A 19775-nucleotide genomic window follows, 5' to 3' on the forward strand; every position below is an offset into this window, starting at 1 on the left:
AAATGTTAAAACATTGAATGAATACGCAAGATAAAAGGCTAAATAGGAATGTCATATTCTCCAATAATAAAATAAATAAAATACAGTTATGGTTTGCGCCGTTAAACATTTAACTTTAAACTTGTACTTTGAAACTCATTTTCCATGTCTGAAACCATTTTACAACTTAAGGATGCCTCTATTTATCAAGGAGAAAGCTTGGTGCTTTCTAATGTGAATGTTGAAATAAACAAAGGCGAATTTGTGTATTTAATTGGTAAAACAGGTACGGGAAAAAGTAGTTTTATGAAAACGCTTTATGGGGATTTACCTTTAACAGAAGGACAAGGCTCTATTGTAGATTATAATTTAAAGACTTTAAAAGAAAAGGAAATTCCATTTTTAAGGCGAAAACTGGGTGTTGTTTTTCAAGATTTTAAATTATTGATTGATAGAACTATAAACGACAATTTATTGTTTGTTTTGAAAGCTACTGGTTGGAGAGAAAAAGACAAAATGAATACTCGTGTTGAAGAAGTTTTAACAAAAGTAGGTATGAAAACTAAAGGATTTAAATTCCCTCATGAATTATCTGGTGGAGAGCAACAACGTGTTGCTATTGCTAGAGCTTTATTAAACAATCCTGAACTTATTTTGGCAGATGAACCAACAGGAAATCTAGATCCGCAAACTAGTGTTGAAGTTATGGAAGTATTACAAGACATTAATAAAAATGGCAATACAATACTTATGGCTACTCACGATTACGCCCTACTTTTAAAATACCCTAGCAAGACTTTGAAATGTGATGAGAATCAGGTTTATGAGGTAGTGCAACGGAAAGGTTAATCACTATCAATTAAGGTTTCCCATTGTTTTCCTATATTATTAAAGGACAAATGTTCTACTGATGCTTTAGCATTATTCTTACAATGCTGAAAAAGCACATTATTTGTTGCCAACTCATTTATCGCTTTAGTAAGTTTGTCTTTATTTTGAGCAGGCACTAAAATTCCATTTTCATTTTGGGTAATAATTTCACTAGGCCCTGTAAGGCAATCATAGGATACAACCGGTGTTCCACATGCCAAAGATTCTAAAATAACCATTGGAAAACCTTCAAATTCACTAGACAGTACAAAAAACTCTGCTTCACTCATAAATTGAAATGGGTTTTTTTGAAACCCTTCAAAATGAATTTTTTCATTATGAAACAATTCTTGTCTGTAAGCTTCAAGTGCTGGCTGATAAGCCCCTTGACCAAGAATCACTAAATGAATATTATTTTCTGGTAGTACAGATTTTGAATACGCATACATCAAATGGTCAAACTGCTTGATATTATCATCCATTCTACCTACACCAATAATAAATTTAAAATCATATGTTTTTTTGTTCTCAATTTTACTGGCTATAAAATCGAAATCTAATGGATTTAATATTACTTCTGTATTACTTAAACCTATTTTATTTGCTTTTTCCTGAATACCTTCAGAAACACAAACAATCTTTTTTGAAAGATTATAAGTTTTCCTAAACAATCCCCAAGGTTTAGGAATGTATTTATCCAATAAGGGTAGATGAAATGTGTAAATGATGCTTTCAAATTTCGGTAAAACAAAATAAGTAAATAATAATTCTGTGGGTAATAATCGCCTTGACCTAAAATCGATTATGATGTCAATTTCTTGTTCTTTAATATATTTTCTAAGTTTAAAAAAACCCTTTATTTGATGAATTTTACTAAGCGGAGACCCTTTTGGTATATTGAGCGTGTAATAATTTCCGCCTACTTTAAAATCTTTTGTGGGATATGCGGCAATAAAATGGACATTGTAATCTAATTTCTCTAAAATCAAAGACAACAACGTAGACACCTTTTCGGCACCACCGCTTCCTGCAGAAGGTGTAATAATTGCTATTTTTTTGATTTCATATTTTAATCTGAAAGTAAATTAAGCCATTCTTTACCAATTTTTTCAAGTGAAAATTTACTAACACTTTTAGCAGCATTATTTTTACAATTAGAATACAAAGCGTTATCCATTTCAAATAAATTAATCGCTTCTATTAGTTCTTCAATATTTTGATGCTCTACAAGTAATCCATTCTCATTATCAGAAATAATTTCTCTTGGACCAGTTTCACAATCAAAAGAGACAACTGGAGTTCCACAAGCCAATGATTCAATTAACACCATTGGCATCCCCTCAAGCATACTGGATAATATATAAAATTTAGCCTGTTTATAGTACTTGTAAGGATTGTTTTTAAATCCTAAGAAGTGTACTAAATTTAATACTCCTTGTTCTCTTGCTACTTCAATGAGTTGATTTTTCATTGTTCCAACTCCCAAAATTACTAGATGTATACCTTTTTTTGGTAATATCGATTTAGCGTAGGCATAAATAAGTTTATCAAATTGTTTCACATTAGAATCGAACCTACCTGCGCTAATAACATAATCATAATCTAAATCGACATTATCTTGAGCCAATTTATTAATCTCTTCTAAATTAATTGGGTTATAAATAGTTGTTACATTTTTCAAGTTATGTTTAACTTCAATCATTTTTTGCATAGCCTTAGTTATAGCTACAACTTTATACGCATTGGCATACATTAAACGAGTTAAAAATGATTGATTAGGCATATAAACATCCAACTCAGAGCTATGTACTGTAAATATAGATTTAGTATTATAAAACAACCTAGCAATAAGTAATTCTTGTATAGGCTTTGTTCTAAATCTAAAATCAATTATAAAATCAAATTGATGTTGATTTAAATACTTTTTAAGAGCTGTTAACCTGTTTAACTTGTTAAATAATCCGTTAGTTTTATTTTTCAACTTGCCTAAATTGTAAACAGTCCCGGAGTATGAGTATGCAATATCATCAAGTACAATGATGTGATGCACTTCAATATTATGATTGTAAAAAAAATGAGATAAGGTAGCTGCAACTCTTTCTGCACCTCCGCCGTTTAACCTAAAACCTATTAAAGCTATTTTTTTCTGCAACCGAAAATTATTTATATCTCCAACCAAAAATAACTTTTTTTGAGTTGCCCTTTATATATTACCTATATTTATTCAATATTTGTCTGTATGCCTATTCTATCTGTCCACCTTATTACGTTCAACAACGAAAAGCATATTGAAGAAACCCTTCAATCCATTCTCAGGCAAAAGGTAAATTTTGATTATGAAATTGTTGTTGGGGATGATTGTTCTTCTGATAGAACTCTCGAAATTATTACTAATTACAGTAAAAGACATCCTGCTATATTCAAAGTTTTAAAAAACGAATCTCAATTAGGAATTCTTAAAAATTTTAAAGCAACACTTGATAGATGTAATGGAAAATATGTATTTGATATTGCTGGAGATGACCTGCTTAAAACCGAGGATGCGCTGCAAAAAATGGTAAATGCTCTAAGGAGTGATGATAGCTTAGGCTTTGTAGATTCTGGATTTGATGAATATATAGAAGACACTAATAACACCAACCAGTATAAAAACAAACCTCTTCTAGAAAGTAAAAAAAATGAATACAAAAATGCCATATTATTAGGCACTTTCACGCCTATAGGCATTTGTTTTAATAGAGAAAAACTATATCAATATGTAGATTTTGACACATATTTTAAAATGAATATTGCCGTTGATGATTATCCTATATTAGTAGATTTGATAATGAACACTAAGGTTTCAACCATAAAAGAATCGTTACACATTTATCGCGTACATAAAACCTCTTATACCCATTTAAGAAAAATTAAAGATTTACTTTTTCAAAAGCAACAGATGTTGAAGTTGTTTGATTATTTCACAAATAAATATAATTTCAATGTATCTGTAGTAAACAGGTATTATCAAAATCATTATAAACACTCCCTCTTTTTGGCTGGTTATTTTGAAGATAAAAAATTAGGAAAAGCGATGATTTCTAAAATTACGTCGAAAAATTTAAAAGATTATATTCATTACTGGGCGAGCCAAAATAAACTTTTCAGAAAACTGATTTCTTGGTTTTAAAATTAAGAGTTATAGACTAAGTATTCTTGGAAATCCTCGATATAATCATCTGCTTTATAAACATCAGAAGCTACAACCAAACATACCGCTCCAGAAGAGAAATTTTCTAATTCACGCCAAATACCGGGTGTAATTAATAAGCCTTTAGAAGGATTGTTTAATATTACTCTTTTTTCATCTACACCATCTTTTAATATCACATCAAAGCTTCCACTTAAAGGAATTATAAATTGACTTAGCGCTTTGTGAGCATGACCTCCTCTTGTAGAACCACTTGGAACATCAAATAAATAATAAACACGTTGCATTTTAAATGGAATGACTTCTTTTTCTACCACAGCAAGATTACCCCTTGGGTCTTTAACAATTGGGATGCTAAGAATTTGGATATTTGTAACGCTAGCTTTCATTTAATTTTTCTTTACTTTTAAAAGTACTTGGCAACACTAAAACAATTATTATTAAATATAACACATATCTCACAAAATGAGCAAATACAATACCCTCTACTCCCATTTGTTGCACAAAATATACTCCAAAAATATAGAATAAAACATAAGAAATAACTTCTGTTATTATAAAATGTTTCCATAAACTTTTAGCAATAAACTGATAAGCCATGATTACTGCTACAATTTTTACCAAATCCCCAAGTAGTTGCCACTTGAATAATTTTTCCATGGGTAAAAATTCGCTTGTATACAAAAGTTGTATTACTAAATCTCGAAAAATGTATAAACCAATAAACATGAGTACAAAAACGGGAATTACTATTCTGTAGATTCTTGAAACTTCTATTTTGAACAATTTCAAACTATTTATTTTAGCATACTTTGGAAGTACATATAATGAATAAACGCCTGCTAAAAAGGACAAATAGTAGTTAGATAAACTCAACATAGACGTCCAATACCCAGCTTCATCAACACTTAACTTTTCAATCAAATGGTTTCTCAATTGAAGCTCTACCAAATTACTTAAAACAACAGCTGCAATTGCCATTATAATAAATGAGAATAGTTTAGTTCTAAAAAATTTGTGAAACTTTAAACTTATATTAAAGAATAATTTCATCTCTTTTCTAGCAAATAGTATCAAAACCAAAATTTGAGATAAGGGCGTTAATGTTACCGCCAAAAGCGCACCAGAAAGACCGTATATAACGACTAAAACAATAATTAAAAGTGTAATAACAGTATAAACTGTGAAAGAAATTAAAGTAGCTTTTTTATAATTAGATTTTCCATTTATGATTGCAAAAACAAAATTGTAAAATGCAGTAAATGGCAGCGTAAAAGACAATACAATAAACAGATAATCAAAGTCTGTAGTTTTAAATAAATAAGTACTCCAAAAATCTGCGCCAAAAAATAAAATCAAAAAAGCTAAGCTAGAACCCAGTAAGCCGTAAGCCATGGAAGTACTGTAGAGTTTCTTTAATTTTACAGCATCTGTATCAAACTCTGATTGGTATTTTAGAACACCTTGATCTATACCAGTTGTAGCTCCTAAACTAAATAAAGCCAATGCATTTCTTAAATTACCAATAAGTGCAATTCCGTTAGGCCCCAAATAAATTGCAATCAATTTTTGAGATATAAGCCCCAAAAAAGTACGAAGCACAACACCTAGCGAATTTATCGAAAATAGTTTCAACAAAAACGCGTCTTTATGCTCTCTGATAAACTTCACTAAAATTTATTTATTAGTGAAATTATATTCATAATATCATCTTTAGTTAATGCCGAATTTAGAGGTAAACTTAAAATTGTGTTACTCAGCTTTTCTGTAATAGGTAATTTTAAATTTGAGAGCTCGCAATATGCTTCTTGCTTGTGAATAGGTATTGGGTAATGTATTAAAGTTTCAACACCGTTTTCAAGTAAATAAGATTTTAATTGGTCTCGTTCATTGCACTTTATAACAAATTGATGAAAAACATGTTGCTCTATATTATTGACTACTGGGAGTATTATTTTATCAGAATTAATATTTTCTAGATAAATTTTAGCAAGTTCTTTTTGTATTTGATTTTCATTGTCTAAATGTTTCAATTTCACATTTAAAAATGCAGCTTGTAATTCGTCTAATCTGCAATTAAACCCTTTAAGTTTATTTTCATAAGAACTTTTACGACCATAATCTCTCAATTTAGTAATGGTATTGTAAAGTTTTTTATCGTTAGTAGTAATCGCTCCAGCATCACCAAAAGCACCTAAATTCTTAGTAGGATAAAAACTAAAAGCTGCAACTTTTGAAATATTACCAGCTTTTCTACCATCTTTATAAACCACGCCGTGAGCTTGAGCTGCGTCTTCAATTAAAATTAAATTATTATGTGCTGCAAGCTGTTCTAAAACTTTAACGTCATACAATTTCCCATACAAATGCACCCCAAGTATCGCCTTAGTTTTTGATGAAATTGTAGCTTCAATTTTTGACACATCAATATTAAATGAGTTGTAATCGGGCTCAACCAAAACCGGTCTTAATCCTGCGTTGCTTATTGCCAAAACAGATGCTATGTATGTGTTTGCAGGCACAATAACCTCATCTCCTAAATGCATTACACCTAGTGTTTTATAGGCTTCAAAAATTAAAGAAATTGCATCTAATCCATTACTTACCCCGACACAATAACTTGTACCACAGTAATTCGCAAAAGCTTGTTCAAACTCTAAAACTTGTTGCCCTAAAATATACTGCCCGTTATCCAAGAAATTGCCAAAAGCATTTTTTAGATCGTCTTCAAAACGTTGGTTAACAGATTTTAAGTCTAAAAATTTTATCATATGAGTATATCTTCCAGTAATGTACTATTTTCAAGATCTATTTCATAAAAATCATGACTAACAGCAGTACTTCCAAAACCTTGTTTCCAATTTACTAAACCTAAGTTTAGTTTTGTGCCTTGAATTTCATTACTAATGCCAAAATCAAAATATGATTTATCATTAAAAGTATCAGTAATTAAATGGTTTATCAAATAATCTAATGCTCCTTTTTTATCATTCTTCTTTGTAGCGATATATTGTAAATGCACTACTGAGGCTGTTACAAAAACTGTACATCCAGCCAATACTTCAGAGTCATCAAAAACATTAAATTGTCTGATGCTATTAGGAAGTTTCTGATGTAACATATTTATTTCAGAAACTGAATGAACGGGTTGCACGTTGTAAGTAGCTTTTAAATTGGGTGCTAAAACTTCGTTCCAAAATTCTGAAAAACCACCTTCTTCTATACTTAATTTAGAATTTTTAGCTTTGTTTATTTTGCGTTTTCGTAATGTTGCATACTTAAAATCACGCTTTAAATTAATTGCCATAGACATATCTCTACGGAATAATTTTGCCTTTAAAAGAAAACATATATAATCAATTTCATCAGAAGGTATTTCACAATATATTCTTGGAATTTGTTTTAGAACAAGTGTTCTTATACTGTTCTCTTTCAAAAATAGAAGAAGCACTTTAACAGCTTCCAAAACTGTTTCAAAATTTATAATCTTTGGCAAAAGGAGACCACCGTAGCTTAAACCCTGATGTGAATATACAGTATTTTCAACCTTATTTGCTGGTAAAATTGAAATGAGTTTATTGTCTCTATAGAGTAATAACGAAAAATCGTCAAATCTATCTTGATGATACTCCAAAAAATCTCTATGAAACAAAAAAGTTCCATTTTTTGAATTTTCAACAAATCTATTCCATAAGTTATAATGAGATTTATTATACTTTTCAACTCGATAAACACTTTGTTTACTTGATATTTTCAATTTCCTACACGAACTTTATTTAAAAAAATGGAATGATTTTTATATTACTTTCTCATTCTTATCAACACCAAAAAGTGAGCTTCCAAATATTAGCAATATAACACCATAATACATTATGTAACTTACAAAATGACCAATTACAGCACCTTCAACTCCATGAATTTTTATAAAATAAACACTTGTGATGTACAACATGGTTACTAAAAACGCTTCAGTAATTACATAATGCCAAAACATTTTTTTAGCCAAAAACTGATAGGCAATAATCATGGAAAGCACCTTTACAAAATCGCCTAATAATTGCCATAAAAACAAATCTTCAACAGGCTCAAATTCATCTGTAAATACAACTTTTATGATTACAGATTTTAGTAAATATATAATTAAAAGTCCAATAGCTAAAATGGGTACAATTGTTTTGTACAGAGATAATACTTCCTTTTTAAATTCCTTAATATCATGAATCTCTGAAAACCTAGGAATTATATATAGGGCCATCATAGAGCTAATGAACATTAAGTAGTATTTAGAAATTCGCATCATAGCTTCCCAAAAACCAGCTTCCTTATAACCTATTGTATCTATAATATAGGTACGAATAGTCAAAATAACTAAGGGTAAAATAACTGCTGTAAATAATGCCATACCACTATAAGAACCCAGTTTTTTCAAATAGTTCACACTTACCTGATCTGCGTTTATTAGTGGAACTAAACTCCGCCTATTTATTATACCTACTAGTGTAATTAAAAATATAAGAGATTCTGAAATAGCAACAGAAATAAGAGCACCATCCAAATTACGTTGATAAATTAAAAGTAACGCTATACTTAAACTTAACACTTGCCCAATGATGTTAATAATAATGAGGATTTTATACTTAGAAAACCCATTCATAATTGAAAAAGCAAACATATTTAAAGCATAAAATGGGAGTACAATAGCAAATATTTTTATAACATATACGTAATTATTATAACTGGGAAAAATCAGGTAATTAATATAGTCTGCCTTGAAATAACAAAAAATTGAAACCAAAACTGTAGTTACAAAACCAACATAGTAAACTGTTGAAAGTAATTTACTTAAACGCACTAAATCATCCTTAAATTGATCTACATACTTGACGATGCCTTTGTAAAAACCAAGAGTAGCAACCGTTTGCGCTGAAGCAACAAAATTCCTTAAGTTTCCTATTAGCGCTAAACCTTCAGCTCCAATAAATACAGCAATAGCTTTTGAAGTTAACAAGCCAGCTATTATTCGAGCAAAAACAGCAGCAGATTTTAAAGACGTAATCTTAACCAAAACATGCTTGTTAATATATGTTATTAATTTTTTCAAAAGATGAGATATGTTGCAGTTATAAACTAAAGAATGAGGCTTTTAGTATATTTCTTTAGGCATCAAATATACAAAATCAATCAAAAGAACATTATAAAGAATAACTATTAAGCATGTGTTTTTTAATACTTAAAAGTAAATACAATTCTCACATACTTATTTCTTCAAAACATGAAATAAATTTATGACTAAAATTGCAATGTTAGTGATAATGATGGGTTTTGAAATTGGATTTAAAAAACACCCATAAGCAATAAAAAGTAGACAACCTATTGCATTAATCAATCGTAATTTAATAACCGATTTCATTAAAAAAGAAATTAAAACTGTTGCCATGGCTATATAACCCAACCATTCAACAGTTTCAATCCCTAAAAAAGTCATTATATAGATTTATTTCGTTTACGCTCTACTTCTGTTAAATAGATTTTACGTAAACGTAAATGATTTGGAGTTACCTCAACATACTCATCTTTCTGAATATATTCTAAAGCTTCTTCTAAAGAAAATTTAATTGCAGGTACAATTTTTGCTTTATCATCAGCTCCAGAGGAACGTACATTACTCAACTTTTTAGTTTTTGTAACATTAACCGTCATATCATCACCACGAGAGTTTTCTCCAATTACTTGTCCTTCGTAGATATCCTCACCTGGGTCTACAAAAAATTTCCCTCTGTCTTGTAATTTGTCAATAGAATAAGGAATTGCTTGTCCTTTTTCCATAGATACCAAAGATCCGTTTTGACGTTCAGGAATTCCTCCTTTTAGTGGTTGATATTCTTTAAAACGGTGTGCCATAATAGCTTCTCCAGCTGTAGCCGTCAATAGTTGATTACGTAAACCAATAATTCCTCTAGATGGAATAATAAATTCACAAACCATACGATCTCCTTTGGCTTCCATACTTAACATTTCTCCCTTACGCATTGTTACCATTTCTATGGCTTTACCAGAAACTGTTTCTGGTAAATCAATGGTCATTTCTTCTACAGGCTCACATTTTACACCATCAATTGTTTTAATGATTACTTGTGGCTGACCTATTTGAAGTTCATATCCTTCACGACGCATAGTCTCTATTAATACAGATAAGTGTAATACACCACGACCAAAAACCATAAATTTATCAGCACTATCAGTTTCTTCAACTCTAAGCGCTAAGTTTTTTTCTAATTCTTTGGTTAAACGTTCTTTAATATGACGAGAAGTAACATATTTTCCATCTTTTCCAAAGAAAGGAGAATCGTTAATTGTAAACAACATACTCATTGTAGGCTCATCGATAGCAATGGTTTTTAATCCTTCTGGATTTTCCCAATCTGCAACTGTATCTCCAATTTCAAAACCTTCTAATCCAACTATAGCACAAATATCGCCTGCTTGAACAGCTTCAACTTTTTTACGCCCCAAGCCTTCAAACGTATGTAATTCTTTTATTTTAGACTTTACAATACTTTTATCTCTTTTTACTAAAGAAATATTTTGTCCAACTTTTAATTCGCCTCTTGTTAAACGTCCAATTGCAATTCTACCAGTAAAAGAAGAGAAATCTAAGGATGTAATTAACATTTGGGTAGTACCTTCTTCAATTTTTGGTGCAGGAATATGCTCGATTACCATATCTAATAATGGCTCAATATTATCCGTTTCATCTTGCCAATCATCACTCATCCAATTATTTTTTGCCGAACCATAAACGGTTGGAAAATCTAATTGCCATTCTTCAGCACCTAATTCAAACATTAAATCGAAAACTTTTTCATGAACTTCATCAGGTGTACAGTTTTCTTTATCAACTTTATTGATAACAACACATGGTTTTAAACCCAAGTCGATAGCTTTTTGCAACACAAAACGTGTTTGAGGCATTGGCCCTTCAAAAGCATCCACTAACAATAATACTCCGTCGGCCATGTTTAATACGCGCTCCACTTCCCCACCAAAATCGGCGTGACCAGGAGTGTCAATAATATTAATTTTAGTATCCTTGTAGATTACCGAAACGTTTTTAGAAGTAATCGTTATACCACGTTCACGCTCTAAATCGTTGTTATCCAGAATTAAGTCTCCTGTGTTTTCATTTTCACGAAATAGCTGACAATGATACATTATTTTATCTACCAAAGTTGTTTTACCATGATCTACGTGAGCAATAATTGCAATGTTTTTTATGTTGTTCATAACGAAAGCCTTATTTGAGCGTGCAAAGGTACTCCATATTTTAACATAACTCACATATTAATATAATATTTAGTTAATTATATGTTATAATCTCACTTAAAAAAACTTTTTTCGTGTTTCTGTCGTTATATAATTCTAGAGTAACAAAAATTATAAAATTATGAAGACCTCTCAAATCTTACAATCTTTATACTTAGCAGGAGTTGTATTGCTATCTTATATTGTATTAGAAATAGCTACAAATATTTTTCAAGTTCCAAATCAAACTAAGCAGTTAATTATGTTTGTTGGTATTTTAGTTTCTGTAAATTTATCTGTAATGGTTGAAGCCATAAGAAAATATAGAAAAGAACGCATTTAATATGTAACTTTGTGGCTTAAATTTAAGCAGATGCATCTTAACGAGATTCCGAAGTTAAAACACACCAATTCTAACAATTTCTTTTTACTATGTGGTCCATGTGCTATTGAAGGCGAAGACATGGCACTACGTATTGCTGAAAAAGTAATAAACATTACGAATAAATTGGAAATCCCTTATGTATTCAAGGGCAGTTTTAAAAAAGCTAACCGAAGTAGAATTGATAGTTTTACAGGCATAGGCGATAACAAAGCTTTAAAAATTCTTAGGAAAGTTTCTGAAACTTTTGATGTACCAACAGTTACTGACATTCATGAAGTTACAGACGCAAAAAAAGCTGCTGAATATGTTGATATTCTGCAAATTCCTGCATTTTTAGTACGCCAAACTGATTTGGTTGTAGCTGCTGCGGAAACAGGTAAAGTGGTTAATTTAAAAAAAGGACAATTTATGAGTCCTGAGGCGATGAAGCACGCCGTACAAAAAGTTAAGGACGTTGGAAGTGATAAAGCTTGGATTACCGACAGAGGTAGCATGTTTGGTTATCAAGATATGATTGTGGATTTTAGAGGCATTCCTACCATGCGAAAATTTGCACCCACGGTTTTAGATGTTACCCATTCCTTACAACAACCTAACCAATCTGCCGGAGTTACTGGCGGAAGACCAGATATGATTGAAACTATTGCCCGTGCTGGAATAGTAAACAAAGTTGATGGATTATTTATTGAAACACATTTTGATCCAGCGAATGCTAAAAGTGATGGTGCAAATATGTTACACTTAGATAATTTAGAAGGATTGCTAACTAATTTAGTAGCAATTAGAAAAACTGTAAATAGTTTTAGTTAAATAAACCAAGCCTTCTTACTCTTTTTTAGCTGTTCTGATGCGGTGTGTAATAACTTTACAAAATTTTCGTGATCTAAATCTTCAATAGATTTTAATTGAATAGAACGCACTTGCTTACGTTTATTGTCATTTCTCAAAACAGGAAACGCTTCTTCAAATAAAATACCTTGCACAAAAGCAACATCAACATAATCTTTTCCTTTAAGGATATTTAAATAAATCATTGGTTTTTTTCCAATATTGTAAAATGGTATACGATAACTATATCGCTCAACTATTTCGGGGAGTGTATTTAAAATAACACTTCTAACATAAAGCATTATAGATTGAAACGGTTCTTTCTGATTTATAAAATACTCGTCTACGGGTTTCATTTTTTTGAAATAATAATTACTTCTTCTGAAAGAAATCTTTAGAAGCATCTAATATATAGCCCAAGCTATTACTATCATGCATAGAATGTCCTTCGTTTTGTAAAATTTCTAATTTAACTTCAGAATTATATTTTTTAAGTTCTTTAATCATCTCTTCGGCTTGTTCAACTGAAATTATTCCGTCCTTTTTACCATGGAAAATTAAAATTGGTTTTTTCAAATCTTCAACATGATTAATAGGAGAAATCTCGTTTAAATATTTTGAACTGTTTGAACCTAATGCGGTATTCCAAAATTCATAAGCAAAATAATTTTTCTCTTTTTTTTGTGTTTTCATCCAATCCTTTAAATCAGATGGTGCAGAAAGCGCAACACCTTTTGCATAAATTTCCGGATATTTAATTAAACTCATATAAGTAGCATAGCCACCATAACTGTGTCCAAAGAGAAATACTTTATCACTATCAATATTCATTTTATTGATTACAAATTTTGTAGCGTCTGCAATATCATTTATCATCACTCCATCAATACTTTCAACACCTGATAACAAATGTTTTTTACCATACCCTGTTGAACCTCTAAAATTAGGCCTAAGTACTGCAAAACCTCTGTTAGAAAAATATTGTGAGAATTCATCTAATCTCCAATAATCTCTTGCCCATGGCCCTCCATGTGGAATTACCACAAGCGGTATAGACCCATCATCTGTATAGTTATTTGGAAGGTTTAAATAACATGGGATATCTTGATTATCTCTTGACTTAATTTTAAAACTTCTTGTTTTTGTTAATTTATACTTATCAAGTTCTTCATTAAAATGAAACATTATAGAATACTCATCCCTATCTACATCATACACCCCAATGTTACCTTCGCTTGTATCACTCCATTGATGTACCAAAAACCTGTTATTTGATGAATCATGATCTATAATTTCATTAAAAAATAGAGAATACTTTGACATCAGTTTTTCATGTGTAGTTTTAAAATCATCAGAAAACCATTTATACTTTGGAATATAACTTTGGTACAATACACCACCTAAATTAGCAATTGAAGGATCGAATAATAAATTAAATCCCTCCCCATGTGGGTCGCTAACATCACAATTTACATCTTCTAATAATACATTTTCTACTTTAGAATTTTCTAAATTGTAAGACAATAACTTTCTTGTGTCTGAATTGTAATTAGTAGTCAAGTAAGCAATATTTGGAGTGTAGCCAAAACCTTCAAAACTTAAATTTTGATTTAAGTATGAATTCGCATCAACCTTTAAAGGTATGCTATCATCATTCAGGTTAACATATAATTGTTCCCATTTATCTGTTTCTTCATTCTTTAACAGATATGTATAACTACCCTTATCATCATATCTAATTCCTAACTTAATATTGCCCTCAAAATCTACAATATGTTTATTGATTTTATCTTTTTTTCCACTAGCTACTGTAATTTTTTGTCCTGTAAAAACATTAACCTTTTTAATTGTTGAATAAGCATTATAATCATAAGTCTCAATTAATATTTCATTCTTATTTTCATGCAAAAGGTTTACAACTCTATTAAACCTTATATTCTTATAAAGGTTATAAAAATTAGTAGTTTGTTTTTCAGACAACCTACCAACAATTAACGCAGCATTAGTACCATCTATATCTATAGCGTTTATTTCTCCCAAAGATTCATATATCAACCTATTATCATTTAACCAATATACATTTTGAATTGACATTTTTCCTAGAGGAATTTGTTTATAAACTTTATAGTTATCTATATCTATTACTACGATATCATTTTCAATATTATTTGTAATTACCTCAACAAAGTATTTTCCATTAGGAGATATAGAAAAATTGTGCTGCGTCCTTTTTTTAATAAAACTTTAATGGGTACTTCAACATAAGTAGAATCTTGACTGTTCCCTTTGAAATTTAAAAAATGATTAAAATGAATATAATAAACCTCATAAATGTAGAAAAATTAGCACTAATCAAATCTAACCAAAAATTTGTATAAATGGAATAATTTATTTTACTTTGCAATTCAAAGTACTTTTATATGGAATCAAAAGATTATCTAAAAGACATTAGCGAGATTAAAAATATGATGAATAAATCATCTCGCTTTATTTCGTTGAGTGGTTTATCTGGAATTTTAGCTGGTGTTTATGCTTTAATTGGCGCAGCAATTGCATATTATCTGGTAACCCAACACAGTTATGGGCGTTTAACTCTAGATGGATGGGTGTATGAAACTTGCTTATTTACTCTTTTTATGGTGGCTTTTTTAAGTGTTTTAACTGGTATATTTTTAACCACAAGAAAAGCCAAAAAGAATGGTGCTAAAATTTGGGACACCACATCAAGACGATTAGTTTTCAATTTTTTAATTCCGTTAATTTCTGGCGGTGCATACATTTTAATTATTTTGAGTCAAGGTAAATATGGTCAATCTGGTGGGTTAATGCTCATATTTTATGGTTTAGCTTTAGTTAACGCTTCAAAATATAGTATTGGAGATATTCAGTATTTAGGATATATTCAAATAGTTTTAGGACTTATTGGTGCTTATCAGCCTGGTTATGGTTTTTGGCTTTGGGTGTTAGGTTTTGGCATTATGCATATAGTGTATGGTACTTGGATGCATTTAAAATATGACGTAAAAAAGTAAGTAGTATTCAGTCTCAGTATACAGTCGAAATATTCAATAACTTTGAACTTTAAATTAAAAATGAGATTCCTGCCTTCGCAGGAATGACAAAAATGAGCATCATAACCAACATAAATAAAGCATTCGATCATCGCATTAGATTAGGTATCATGTCTATTCTGATGGTAAATGAATATGCCGATTTCAATATGTTGAAAGAACTCTTAGGTGCAACAGATGGTAATTTAGCGAGCCACACCAAAGCCTTAGAAAAAGCAGAATATATAAAAGTAGAAAAACAATTTATAGGTCGAAAACCAAACACCCGCTACTCTACTACAAAATTAGGTAGAACAGAATTTAAAAAGCACATTAGCGCCCTTGAAAAATTAATTAACAAATAGTAGCAAAAAAATTTATCAACTTACTTTGAAAAACAAAGTACTTTAAAATAATCAAAATGAAATACATACCATTAGTAATCGGAGCCCTTTTATTTAGCACACTTTTTCACAAACAAGGTATTGGGCTAAACCTTTCAATTTTCAGTATCATGTCAATACTAATTCTGGCGCTTTATAACGTTTCGGCTTTTAAACAAAAAAGCACGATAGCTTTTAGTTTACTTTATGTAATTACTGCTATTACTGTTTTTATTTACAATAATAGTCTATCAATTATTGCAAATACAGTTGCATTTTTCACTTTAGTTGGCCAGGTGTCCGAGCAAAATTCATCTATTTATGTTAATTGGCTAAACGGACTATATTCATTTACTGCAGGTATCTTTCATAGAAATTTCAATGTAAAAGAAGATGGACAAAAAGTAGTCCAAAAAAAGGAAGTCGATTATTTACATCTCACAAAAATTATTGGGATTCCTGTGGCGGTAGTCATCATTTTTATGCTGCTCTATAAAAATGGAAACCCTGTATTTAATGACATCATTAATAGCATAAATTTCAGCTTTATCAATTTTCAATGGGTATTGGTTGCAATTTGCGGTTACTATTTATTGAGTAATATTTCAAAACCTGTAATTGTAGATCCTGCAACTACAAAAGATACGCTAACTGGGAACGACCTAGAGAAGCATAACACCATAATTAGCGAAGATTTACAGAAAGAACATCAATTTGGATTCATCTTAATTACAGCTTTAAATGCATTAATCATCTTCTTTTTAATTACAGATATTACCTATCTATTAACATCTGATGATTTAAGAGCATCTTCATTTTCAAATCAAGTGCATAGTGGCATTAACGCTTTAATAGCATCAATTATCATCGCCATCATAATTATACTTTACTTTTTTCGAGGCGATTTAAATTTCTATACCAAAAATAAAAACCTAAAAATTGTAGCTTATTTATGGATTGCCCTAAACGCAATACTTGTTATTAATATCGTTATAAAAGATTTTCAATACATCTACTATTTTGGTTTAACCTATAAGCGTATTGGAGTTTTAATCTATTTATTATTAACCGTAGTTGGGTTAGTGACCACTTTTATTAAAGTAAAAAACATTAAAAATTTCTGGTATTTATTCAGAATGAATACACTAACTGCATTTACCATTTTAGTAGTGTCTTGCACCATAAACTGGGACAGCTACATTACAATTTACAACCTCAATTATGCCAAATCAATGGATTTTAAATACCTCGTTGAGCTTTCAAACAATAACACTTTTATTCTTAAAAACTATTTAGATAAAAACACTTTAGACGATAATAAAACATTCGCTATCAAGCAAAAATATAAAACGTATGTCAACGAATTGAATGAAAATTCATGGCAAGAAATTCAGTTTGATAATTTTAAAATTAAGTAGAACATGAAGTATCTAAAAATTATAATGAGACTGACAGTAGTTCTCATAATTCTAATACTATTAATAGATATATCTATAACTCACAAAGCAAAAAACTTAGTTTATGACAATGTAGAAACTATAAAAAACAATAAAGTTGGACTCGTTCTTGGTGCTGGAAAACACACATCGCACGGCAGCATTAACTTGTATTACAAATATAGACTAGAAGCTGCTGTACTTTTATTTAAATCGGGGAAAATAGAATTTATTTTGGTTAGCGGCGATAATGGAAGAAAAGACTATGATGAACCCTCCGATTTTAAAAACGACCTCATAAAACGTGGAATTCCAGCCAATAAAATAGTATTGGACTATGCAGGTTTTAGAACATTAGATTCCGTTGTAAGAGCTAAAAAAATATTCGGTTTAACTGAGGTTACCATTATTTCTCAAAAGTTTCATAATGAACGTGCTTTGTTTCTTGCCAAACATTTTGATATAGATGCCATTGCTTTTAATGCAAAAGATATAAAAGGCCGTTTTGGTTGGAAAACTAATCTCCGAGAATATTTGGCAAGAACAAAAGCTGCTGTTGATATTCTGTTTGGTGTGAAGCCTAAATATTTGGGTAAAAAAATTGATATCGTTTAAAATAAAAAACATGAAGTACTTGTTAGCCTTTTTTTGATAACTCTTACCGTACAAGGCGTATTCTGCCAAGACACAACTAAAATCGAACAAAAACACTACACAAAAGTTTTGATTAAGAAGGTGCCAAACAAAAGAGTATTTAAAGTACTTTCTAGTAATGATAAAAAACTTCAAAAAGAAAGTATTGAAAAAAACAAAAGGAGTATAGCAAAACTGCCAGATTCAATAATTAAAAAATACGGTAGGACTGAATTAAAAATCAGATATAAACAGTTTGAATATCTTAATAACAGAAGTCGAATCTATTTCAATCCAGAAAGGAAAAAAGGGATAAGTCTACCTTGTCATTGCCTTATGAAGAATGACACATTAACAATTGGAAGTGCTATTAGATTTTTTGGCGGTTATGGTTTTGTTAGTCAATTACACAAAGATAAATTCACAAATTATTTTATAGAATACTCTGATGATGACGATTTAAAGTTAAAGAAGGAGGATTCTATCTTCAAAAGGTCAATACATATTGACGGTAGTTATCAGAAATTAATACTTGAAAGCAAACCTAAAATAGGTAAGACTTTAACTGGCTTTTTTAGTATACAAACTAAGCCATATTACAGATATGACAGAAAAACCAAAGTTTATGGCGAGGTGTATTTTAAATGCCTTGTAATAAAAGAACCAATTTCAAAAAAACTAAACGAAAATGACATACAACCTAAATAAAACTTATTTGGTTTTAACTATACTACTGTTTCTAATTGAAGCACTAATAGCCATATTTCTAAAAACAGGATTTATTAGGCATACATTTGGCGATTTTTTATGTGTTATTCTATTGTATTGTTTTTTTAAAACCTTCATAGAAAGCCATCACTTCAAAATTGCTATTTCCGTTTTAGTAATTGCTTTTACTGTTGAGTTTTTACAACTCACAAACTATCTAGAATTATTCAATTTGCACAATAATCATTTAGCAAAAGTAATTTTAGGAAGCACCTTTCAGTTTTCCGATTTAGTTGCTTACACGCTCGGTATTATTACCACAATAACTATTGATTTCAAAATTTACAAACTATGGACTCCATAAAAAAGCTCTTTTTGTCCCAATTTAAAACGTTCGCTTTAGTTAGCGTTTCCATGCTATTTAGTATCGTTTTATTAATGATTAGAATGAAATTAACACATTCTTTTTTTTATCTGTTTTTGGTTTGGAATTTGTTTTTGGCAGTCATTCCCTTTGCAATAACTTCTTATTTATCAAGTCTCCCCAATCTTAATAAATTATGGTTAGTGTTTTGGTTTGGGGTTTGGCTGCTTTTTTTACCAAACGCACCTTATATCGTAACAGATTTGTTGCATCTTAAAATAAGTAACACATCACTTTTATGGTTAGATATTTTGGTAGTATTATCGTTTGCTTTTAATGGTTTAATCTTATTTTTCGTTTCACTAAAAGATATGAAAGCGCTTCTTTTAGGGGCAATAGGTAAAACAAAAACTAATTACGTCATTGCAATTACTTTATTGCTCTCAGGTTTTGGAGTTTATTTAGGACGATTTTTACGTTACAACTCTTGGGAAATTATTAGCAATCCAAAATACTTATGTGTTGATATTGTGAATATTCTGCTTCAACCATTCTCAAATAAAGAAGCTTGGTTATTTACACTACTTTTCGGTGCATTTTTAAGTGTTGGGTTTTGGATGTTTAACAATTTTAGAACTATTAATTAA

General features: G+C 30.1%; 22 protein-coding genes. 11 read left to right on the top strand and 11 right to left on the bottom strand.

What is annotated here, in order from left to right; genetic code table 11:
* The first annotated feature begins 144 nt into the window (after positions 1-144).
* Positions 145-828, top strand: a complete 684-nt coding sequence (locus tag AC0L5U_RS08810) for a cell division ATP-binding protein FtsE (RefSeq protein ID WP_473415871.1) — start codon at positions 145-147, stop codon at positions 826-828.
* Here AC0L5U_RS08810 and AC0L5U_RS08815 read toward each other — a convergent pair.
* Together AC0L5U_RS08815 and AC0L5U_RS08820 are read right to left on the bottom strand one after the other, a co-directional pair.
* A complete protein-coding gene (locus AC0L5U_RS08815) occupies positions 825-1910 on the bottom strand; it encodes a glycosyltransferase (RefSeq protein WP_473416225.1) in 1086 nt (361 codons plus the stop codon). The genes AC0L5U_RS08810 and AC0L5U_RS08815 overlap by 4 nt on opposite strands.
* A gap of 8 nt (positions 1911-1918) precedes the next feature.
* The gene (locus tag AC0L5U_RS08820; RefSeq protein ID WP_473415872.1) at positions 1919-3001 is read right to left on the bottom strand and encodes a glycosyltransferase; all 1083 of its coding nucleotides are present in this window, start codon (positions 2999-3001) and stop codon (positions 1919-1921) included.
* A gap of 87 nt (positions 3002-3088) precedes the next feature.
* On the opposite strand from AC0L5U_RS08820, the gene AC0L5U_RS08825 reads away from it, so the two are divergent.
* On the top strand, positions 3089-4018 hold the full coding sequence (locus AC0L5U_RS08825; RefSeq protein WP_473415873.1) for a glycosyltransferase family 2 protein: 930 nt from the start codon (positions 3089-3091) through the stop codon (positions 4016-4018).
* Positions 4019-4020: 2 nt separating this feature from the next.
* Here AC0L5U_RS08825 and AC0L5U_RS08830 read toward each other — a convergent pair whose 3' ends face one another.
* The 7 genes from AC0L5U_RS08830 to typA all read right to left on the bottom strand — a co-directional run bounded on the left by AC0L5U_RS08830 (position 4021) and on the right by typA (position 11323).
* Positions 4021-4428 (bottom strand): sugar 3,4-ketoisomerase, encoded by a 408-nt coding sequence (locus AC0L5U_RS08830; RefSeq protein WP_473415875.1) that lies wholly within the window; start codon positions 4426-4428, stop codon positions 4021-4023.
* The gene (locus AC0L5U_RS08835; RefSeq protein WP_473415876.1) at positions 4418-5710 is read right to left on the bottom strand and encodes an O-antigen translocase; all 1293 of its coding nucleotides are present in this window, start codon (positions 5708-5710) and stop codon (positions 4418-4420) included. The genes AC0L5U_RS08830 and AC0L5U_RS08835 overlap by 11 nt, the downstream gene beginning before the upstream one ends.
* The gene (locus AC0L5U_RS08840; RefSeq protein ID WP_473415877.1) at positions 5710-6810 is read right to left on the bottom strand and encodes a DegT/DnrJ/EryC1/StrS family aminotransferase; all 1101 of its coding nucleotides are present in this window, start codon (positions 6808-6810) and stop codon (positions 5710-5712) included. Before AC0L5U_RS08840 ends, AC0L5U_RS08835 begins: the two co-directional genes overlap by 1 nt.
* Positions 6807-7796, bottom strand: a complete 990-nt coding sequence (locus AC0L5U_RS08845; RefSeq protein ID WP_473415878.1) for a GNAT family N-acetyltransferase — start codon at positions 7794-7796, stop codon at positions 6807-6809. The genes AC0L5U_RS08840 and AC0L5U_RS08845 overlap by 4 nt, the downstream gene beginning before the upstream one ends.
* A gap of 39 nt (positions 7797-7835) precedes the next feature.
* Complete coding sequence (locus tag AC0L5U_RS08850) at positions 7836-9140, bottom strand: O-antigen translocase (protein ID WP_473415879.1); 1305 nt, start codon at positions 9138-9140, stop codon at positions 7836-7838.
* Positions 9141-9296: 156 nt separating this feature from the next.
* Complete coding sequence (locus AC0L5U_RS08855; RefSeq protein WP_473415881.1) at positions 9297-9524, bottom strand: uroporphyrinogen decarboxylase; 228 nt, start codon at positions 9522-9524, stop codon at positions 9297-9299.
* Positions 9524-11323 (bottom strand): translational GTPase TypA, encoded by a 1800-nt coding sequence (gene typA, locus AC0L5U_RS08860; protein WP_473415882.1) that lies wholly within the window; start codon positions 11321-11323, stop codon positions 9524-9526. The genes AC0L5U_RS08855 and typA overlap by 1 nt, the downstream gene beginning before the upstream one ends.
* 160 nt (positions 11324-11483) lie before the next feature.
* Here typA and AC0L5U_RS08865 point away from each other — a divergent pair, with 160 nt between their 5' ends.
* Together AC0L5U_RS08865 and kdsA are read left to right on the top strand one after the other, a co-directional pair.
* Positions 11484-11684: a hypothetical protein gene (locus AC0L5U_RS08865; protein WP_473415883.1), complete on the top strand. Its 201-nt coding sequence runs from the start codon at positions 11484-11486 to the stop codon at positions 11682-11684.
* A 30-nt stretch (positions 11685-11714) separates the two neighbouring features.
* Complete coding sequence (kdsA, locus tag AC0L5U_RS08870) at positions 11715-12536, top strand: 3-deoxy-8-phosphooctulonate synthase (protein WP_473415884.1); 822 nt, start codon at positions 11715-11717, stop codon at positions 12534-12536.
* On the opposite strand, the gene AC0L5U_RS08875 is transcribed toward kdsA, so the two are convergent.
* Both AC0L5U_RS08875 and AC0L5U_RS08880 read right to left on the bottom strand, forming a co-directional pair.
* The gene (locus tag AC0L5U_RS08875; RefSeq protein WP_473415885.1) at positions 12533-12910 is read right to left on the bottom strand and encodes a DUF1801 domain-containing protein; all 378 of its coding nucleotides are present in this window, start codon (positions 12908-12910) and stop codon (positions 12533-12535) included. The genes kdsA and AC0L5U_RS08875 overlap by 4 nt on opposite strands.
* Before the next feature lie 16 nt (positions 12911-12926).
* Complete coding sequence (locus tag AC0L5U_RS08880) at positions 12927-14648, bottom strand: alpha/beta hydrolase family protein (RefSeq protein WP_473415886.1); 1722 nt, start codon at positions 14646-14648, stop codon at positions 12927-12929.
* Positions 14649-14974: 326 nt separating this feature from the next.
* Between AC0L5U_RS08880 and AC0L5U_RS08885 the strand changes: the two genes are divergently transcribed.
* The 7 genes from AC0L5U_RS08885 (at position 14975) to AC0L5U_RS08915 (ending at position 19775) form a co-directional block, all read left to right on the top strand.
* On the top strand, positions 14975-15586 hold the full coding sequence (locus AC0L5U_RS08885; RefSeq protein ID WP_473415887.1) for a hypothetical protein: 612 nt from the start codon (positions 14975-14977) through the stop codon (positions 15584-15586).
* A gap of 92 nt (positions 15587-15678) precedes the next feature.
* Entirely contained in the window at positions 15679-15969 is a 291-nt protein-coding gene (locus AC0L5U_RS08890) for a winged helix-turn-helix domain-containing protein (protein ID WP_473415888.1), read from the top strand.
* Positions 15970-16025: 56 nt separating this feature from the next.
* Entirely contained in the window at positions 16026-17405 is a 1380-nt protein-coding gene (locus tag AC0L5U_RS08895) for a DUF4153 domain-containing protein (RefSeq protein WP_473415889.1), read from the top strand.
* A 24-nt stretch (positions 17406-17429) separates the two neighbouring features.
* Positions 17430-18038, top strand: a complete 609-nt coding sequence (locus AC0L5U_RS08900; protein WP_473415890.1) for a SanA/YdcF family protein — start codon at positions 17430-17432, stop codon at positions 18036-18038.
* 108 nt (positions 18039-18146) lie between these two features.
* Positions 18147-18764, top strand: coding sequence for a hypothetical protein (locus AC0L5U_RS08905; RefSeq protein WP_473415891.1), 618 nt, complete (start codon positions 18147-18149; stop codon positions 18762-18764).
* The gene (locus AC0L5U_RS08910; protein WP_473415892.1) at positions 18745-19128 is read left to right on the top strand and encodes a ribosomal maturation YjgA family protein; all 384 of its coding nucleotides are present in this window, start codon (positions 18745-18747) and stop codon (positions 19126-19128) included. Before AC0L5U_RS08905 ends, AC0L5U_RS08910 begins: the two co-directional genes overlap by 20 nt.
* Entirely contained in the window at positions 19116-19775 is a 660-nt protein-coding gene (locus AC0L5U_RS08915; RefSeq protein WP_473415893.1) for a DUF1361 domain-containing protein, read from the top strand. The genes AC0L5U_RS08910 and AC0L5U_RS08915 overlap by 13 nt, the downstream gene beginning before the upstream one ends.

Source organism: Jejuia sp. G7-7 (genome assembly GCF_055808955.1).

Excerpts from the sequence above, each read along its gene's own strand:
- AC0L5U_RS08810 (WP_473415871.1), top strand. The coding sequence starts at position 145 with ATGTCTGAAACCATTTTACAACTTAAGGATGCCTCTATTTATCAAGGA.
- AC0L5U_RS08895 (WP_473415889.1), top strand. The coding sequence starts at position 16,026 with ATGAAATACATACCATTAGTAATCGGAGCCCTTTTATTTAGCACACTT.
- AC0L5U_RS08840 (WP_473415877.1), bottom strand. The coding sequence starts at position 6,810 with ATGATAAAATTTTTAGACTTAAAATCTGTTAACCAACGTTTTGAAGAC.
- typA (WP_473415882.1), bottom strand. The coding sequence starts at position 11,323 with ATGAACAACATAAAAAACATTGCAATTATTGCTCACGTAGATCATGGT.
- AC0L5U_RS08890 (WP_473415888.1), top strand. The coding sequence starts at position 15,679 with ATGAGCATCATAACCAACATAAATAAAGCATTCGATCATCGCATTAGA.
- AC0L5U_RS08900 (WP_473415890.1), top strand. The coding sequence starts at position 17,430 with ATGAGACTGACAGTAGTTCTCATAATTCTAATACTATTAATAGATATA.
- AC0L5U_RS08880 (WP_473415886.1), bottom strand. The coding sequence starts at position 14,648 with ATGTCAATTCAAAATGTATATTGGTTAAATGATAATAGGTTGATATAT.
- AC0L5U_RS08875 (WP_473415885.1), bottom strand. The coding sequence starts at position 12,910 with ATGAAACCCGTAGACGAGTATTTTATAAATCAGAAAGAACCGTTTCAA.
- AC0L5U_RS08855 (WP_473415881.1), bottom strand. The coding sequence starts at position 9,524 with ATGACTTTTTTAGGGATTGAAACTGTTGAATGGTTGGGTTATATAGCC.
- kdsA (WP_473415884.1), top strand. The coding sequence starts at position 11,715 with ATGCATCTTAACGAGATTCCGAAGTTAAAACACACCAATTCTAACAAT.
- AC0L5U_RS08910 (WP_473415892.1), top strand. The coding sequence starts at position 18,745 with ATGACATACAACCTAAATAAAACTTATTTGGTTTTAACTATACTACTG.
- AC0L5U_RS08830 (WP_473415875.1), bottom strand. The coding sequence starts at position 4,428 with ATGAAAGCTAGCGTTACAAATATCCAAATTCTTAGCATCCCAATTGTT.
- AC0L5U_RS08865 (WP_473415883.1), top strand. The coding sequence starts at position 11,484 with ATGAAGACCTCTCAAATCTTACAATCTTTATACTTAGCAGGAGTTGTA.
- AC0L5U_RS08915 (WP_473415893.1), top strand. The coding sequence starts at position 19,116 with ATGGACTCCATAAAAAAGCTCTTTTTGTCCCAATTTAAAACGTTCGCT.
- AC0L5U_RS08825 (WP_473415873.1), top strand. The coding sequence starts at position 3,089 with ATGCCTATTCTATCTGTCCACCTTATTACGTTCAACAACGAAAAGCAT.
- AC0L5U_RS08885 (WP_473415887.1), top strand. The coding sequence starts at position 14,975 with ATGGAATCAAAAGATTATCTAAAAGACATTAGCGAGATTAAAAATATG.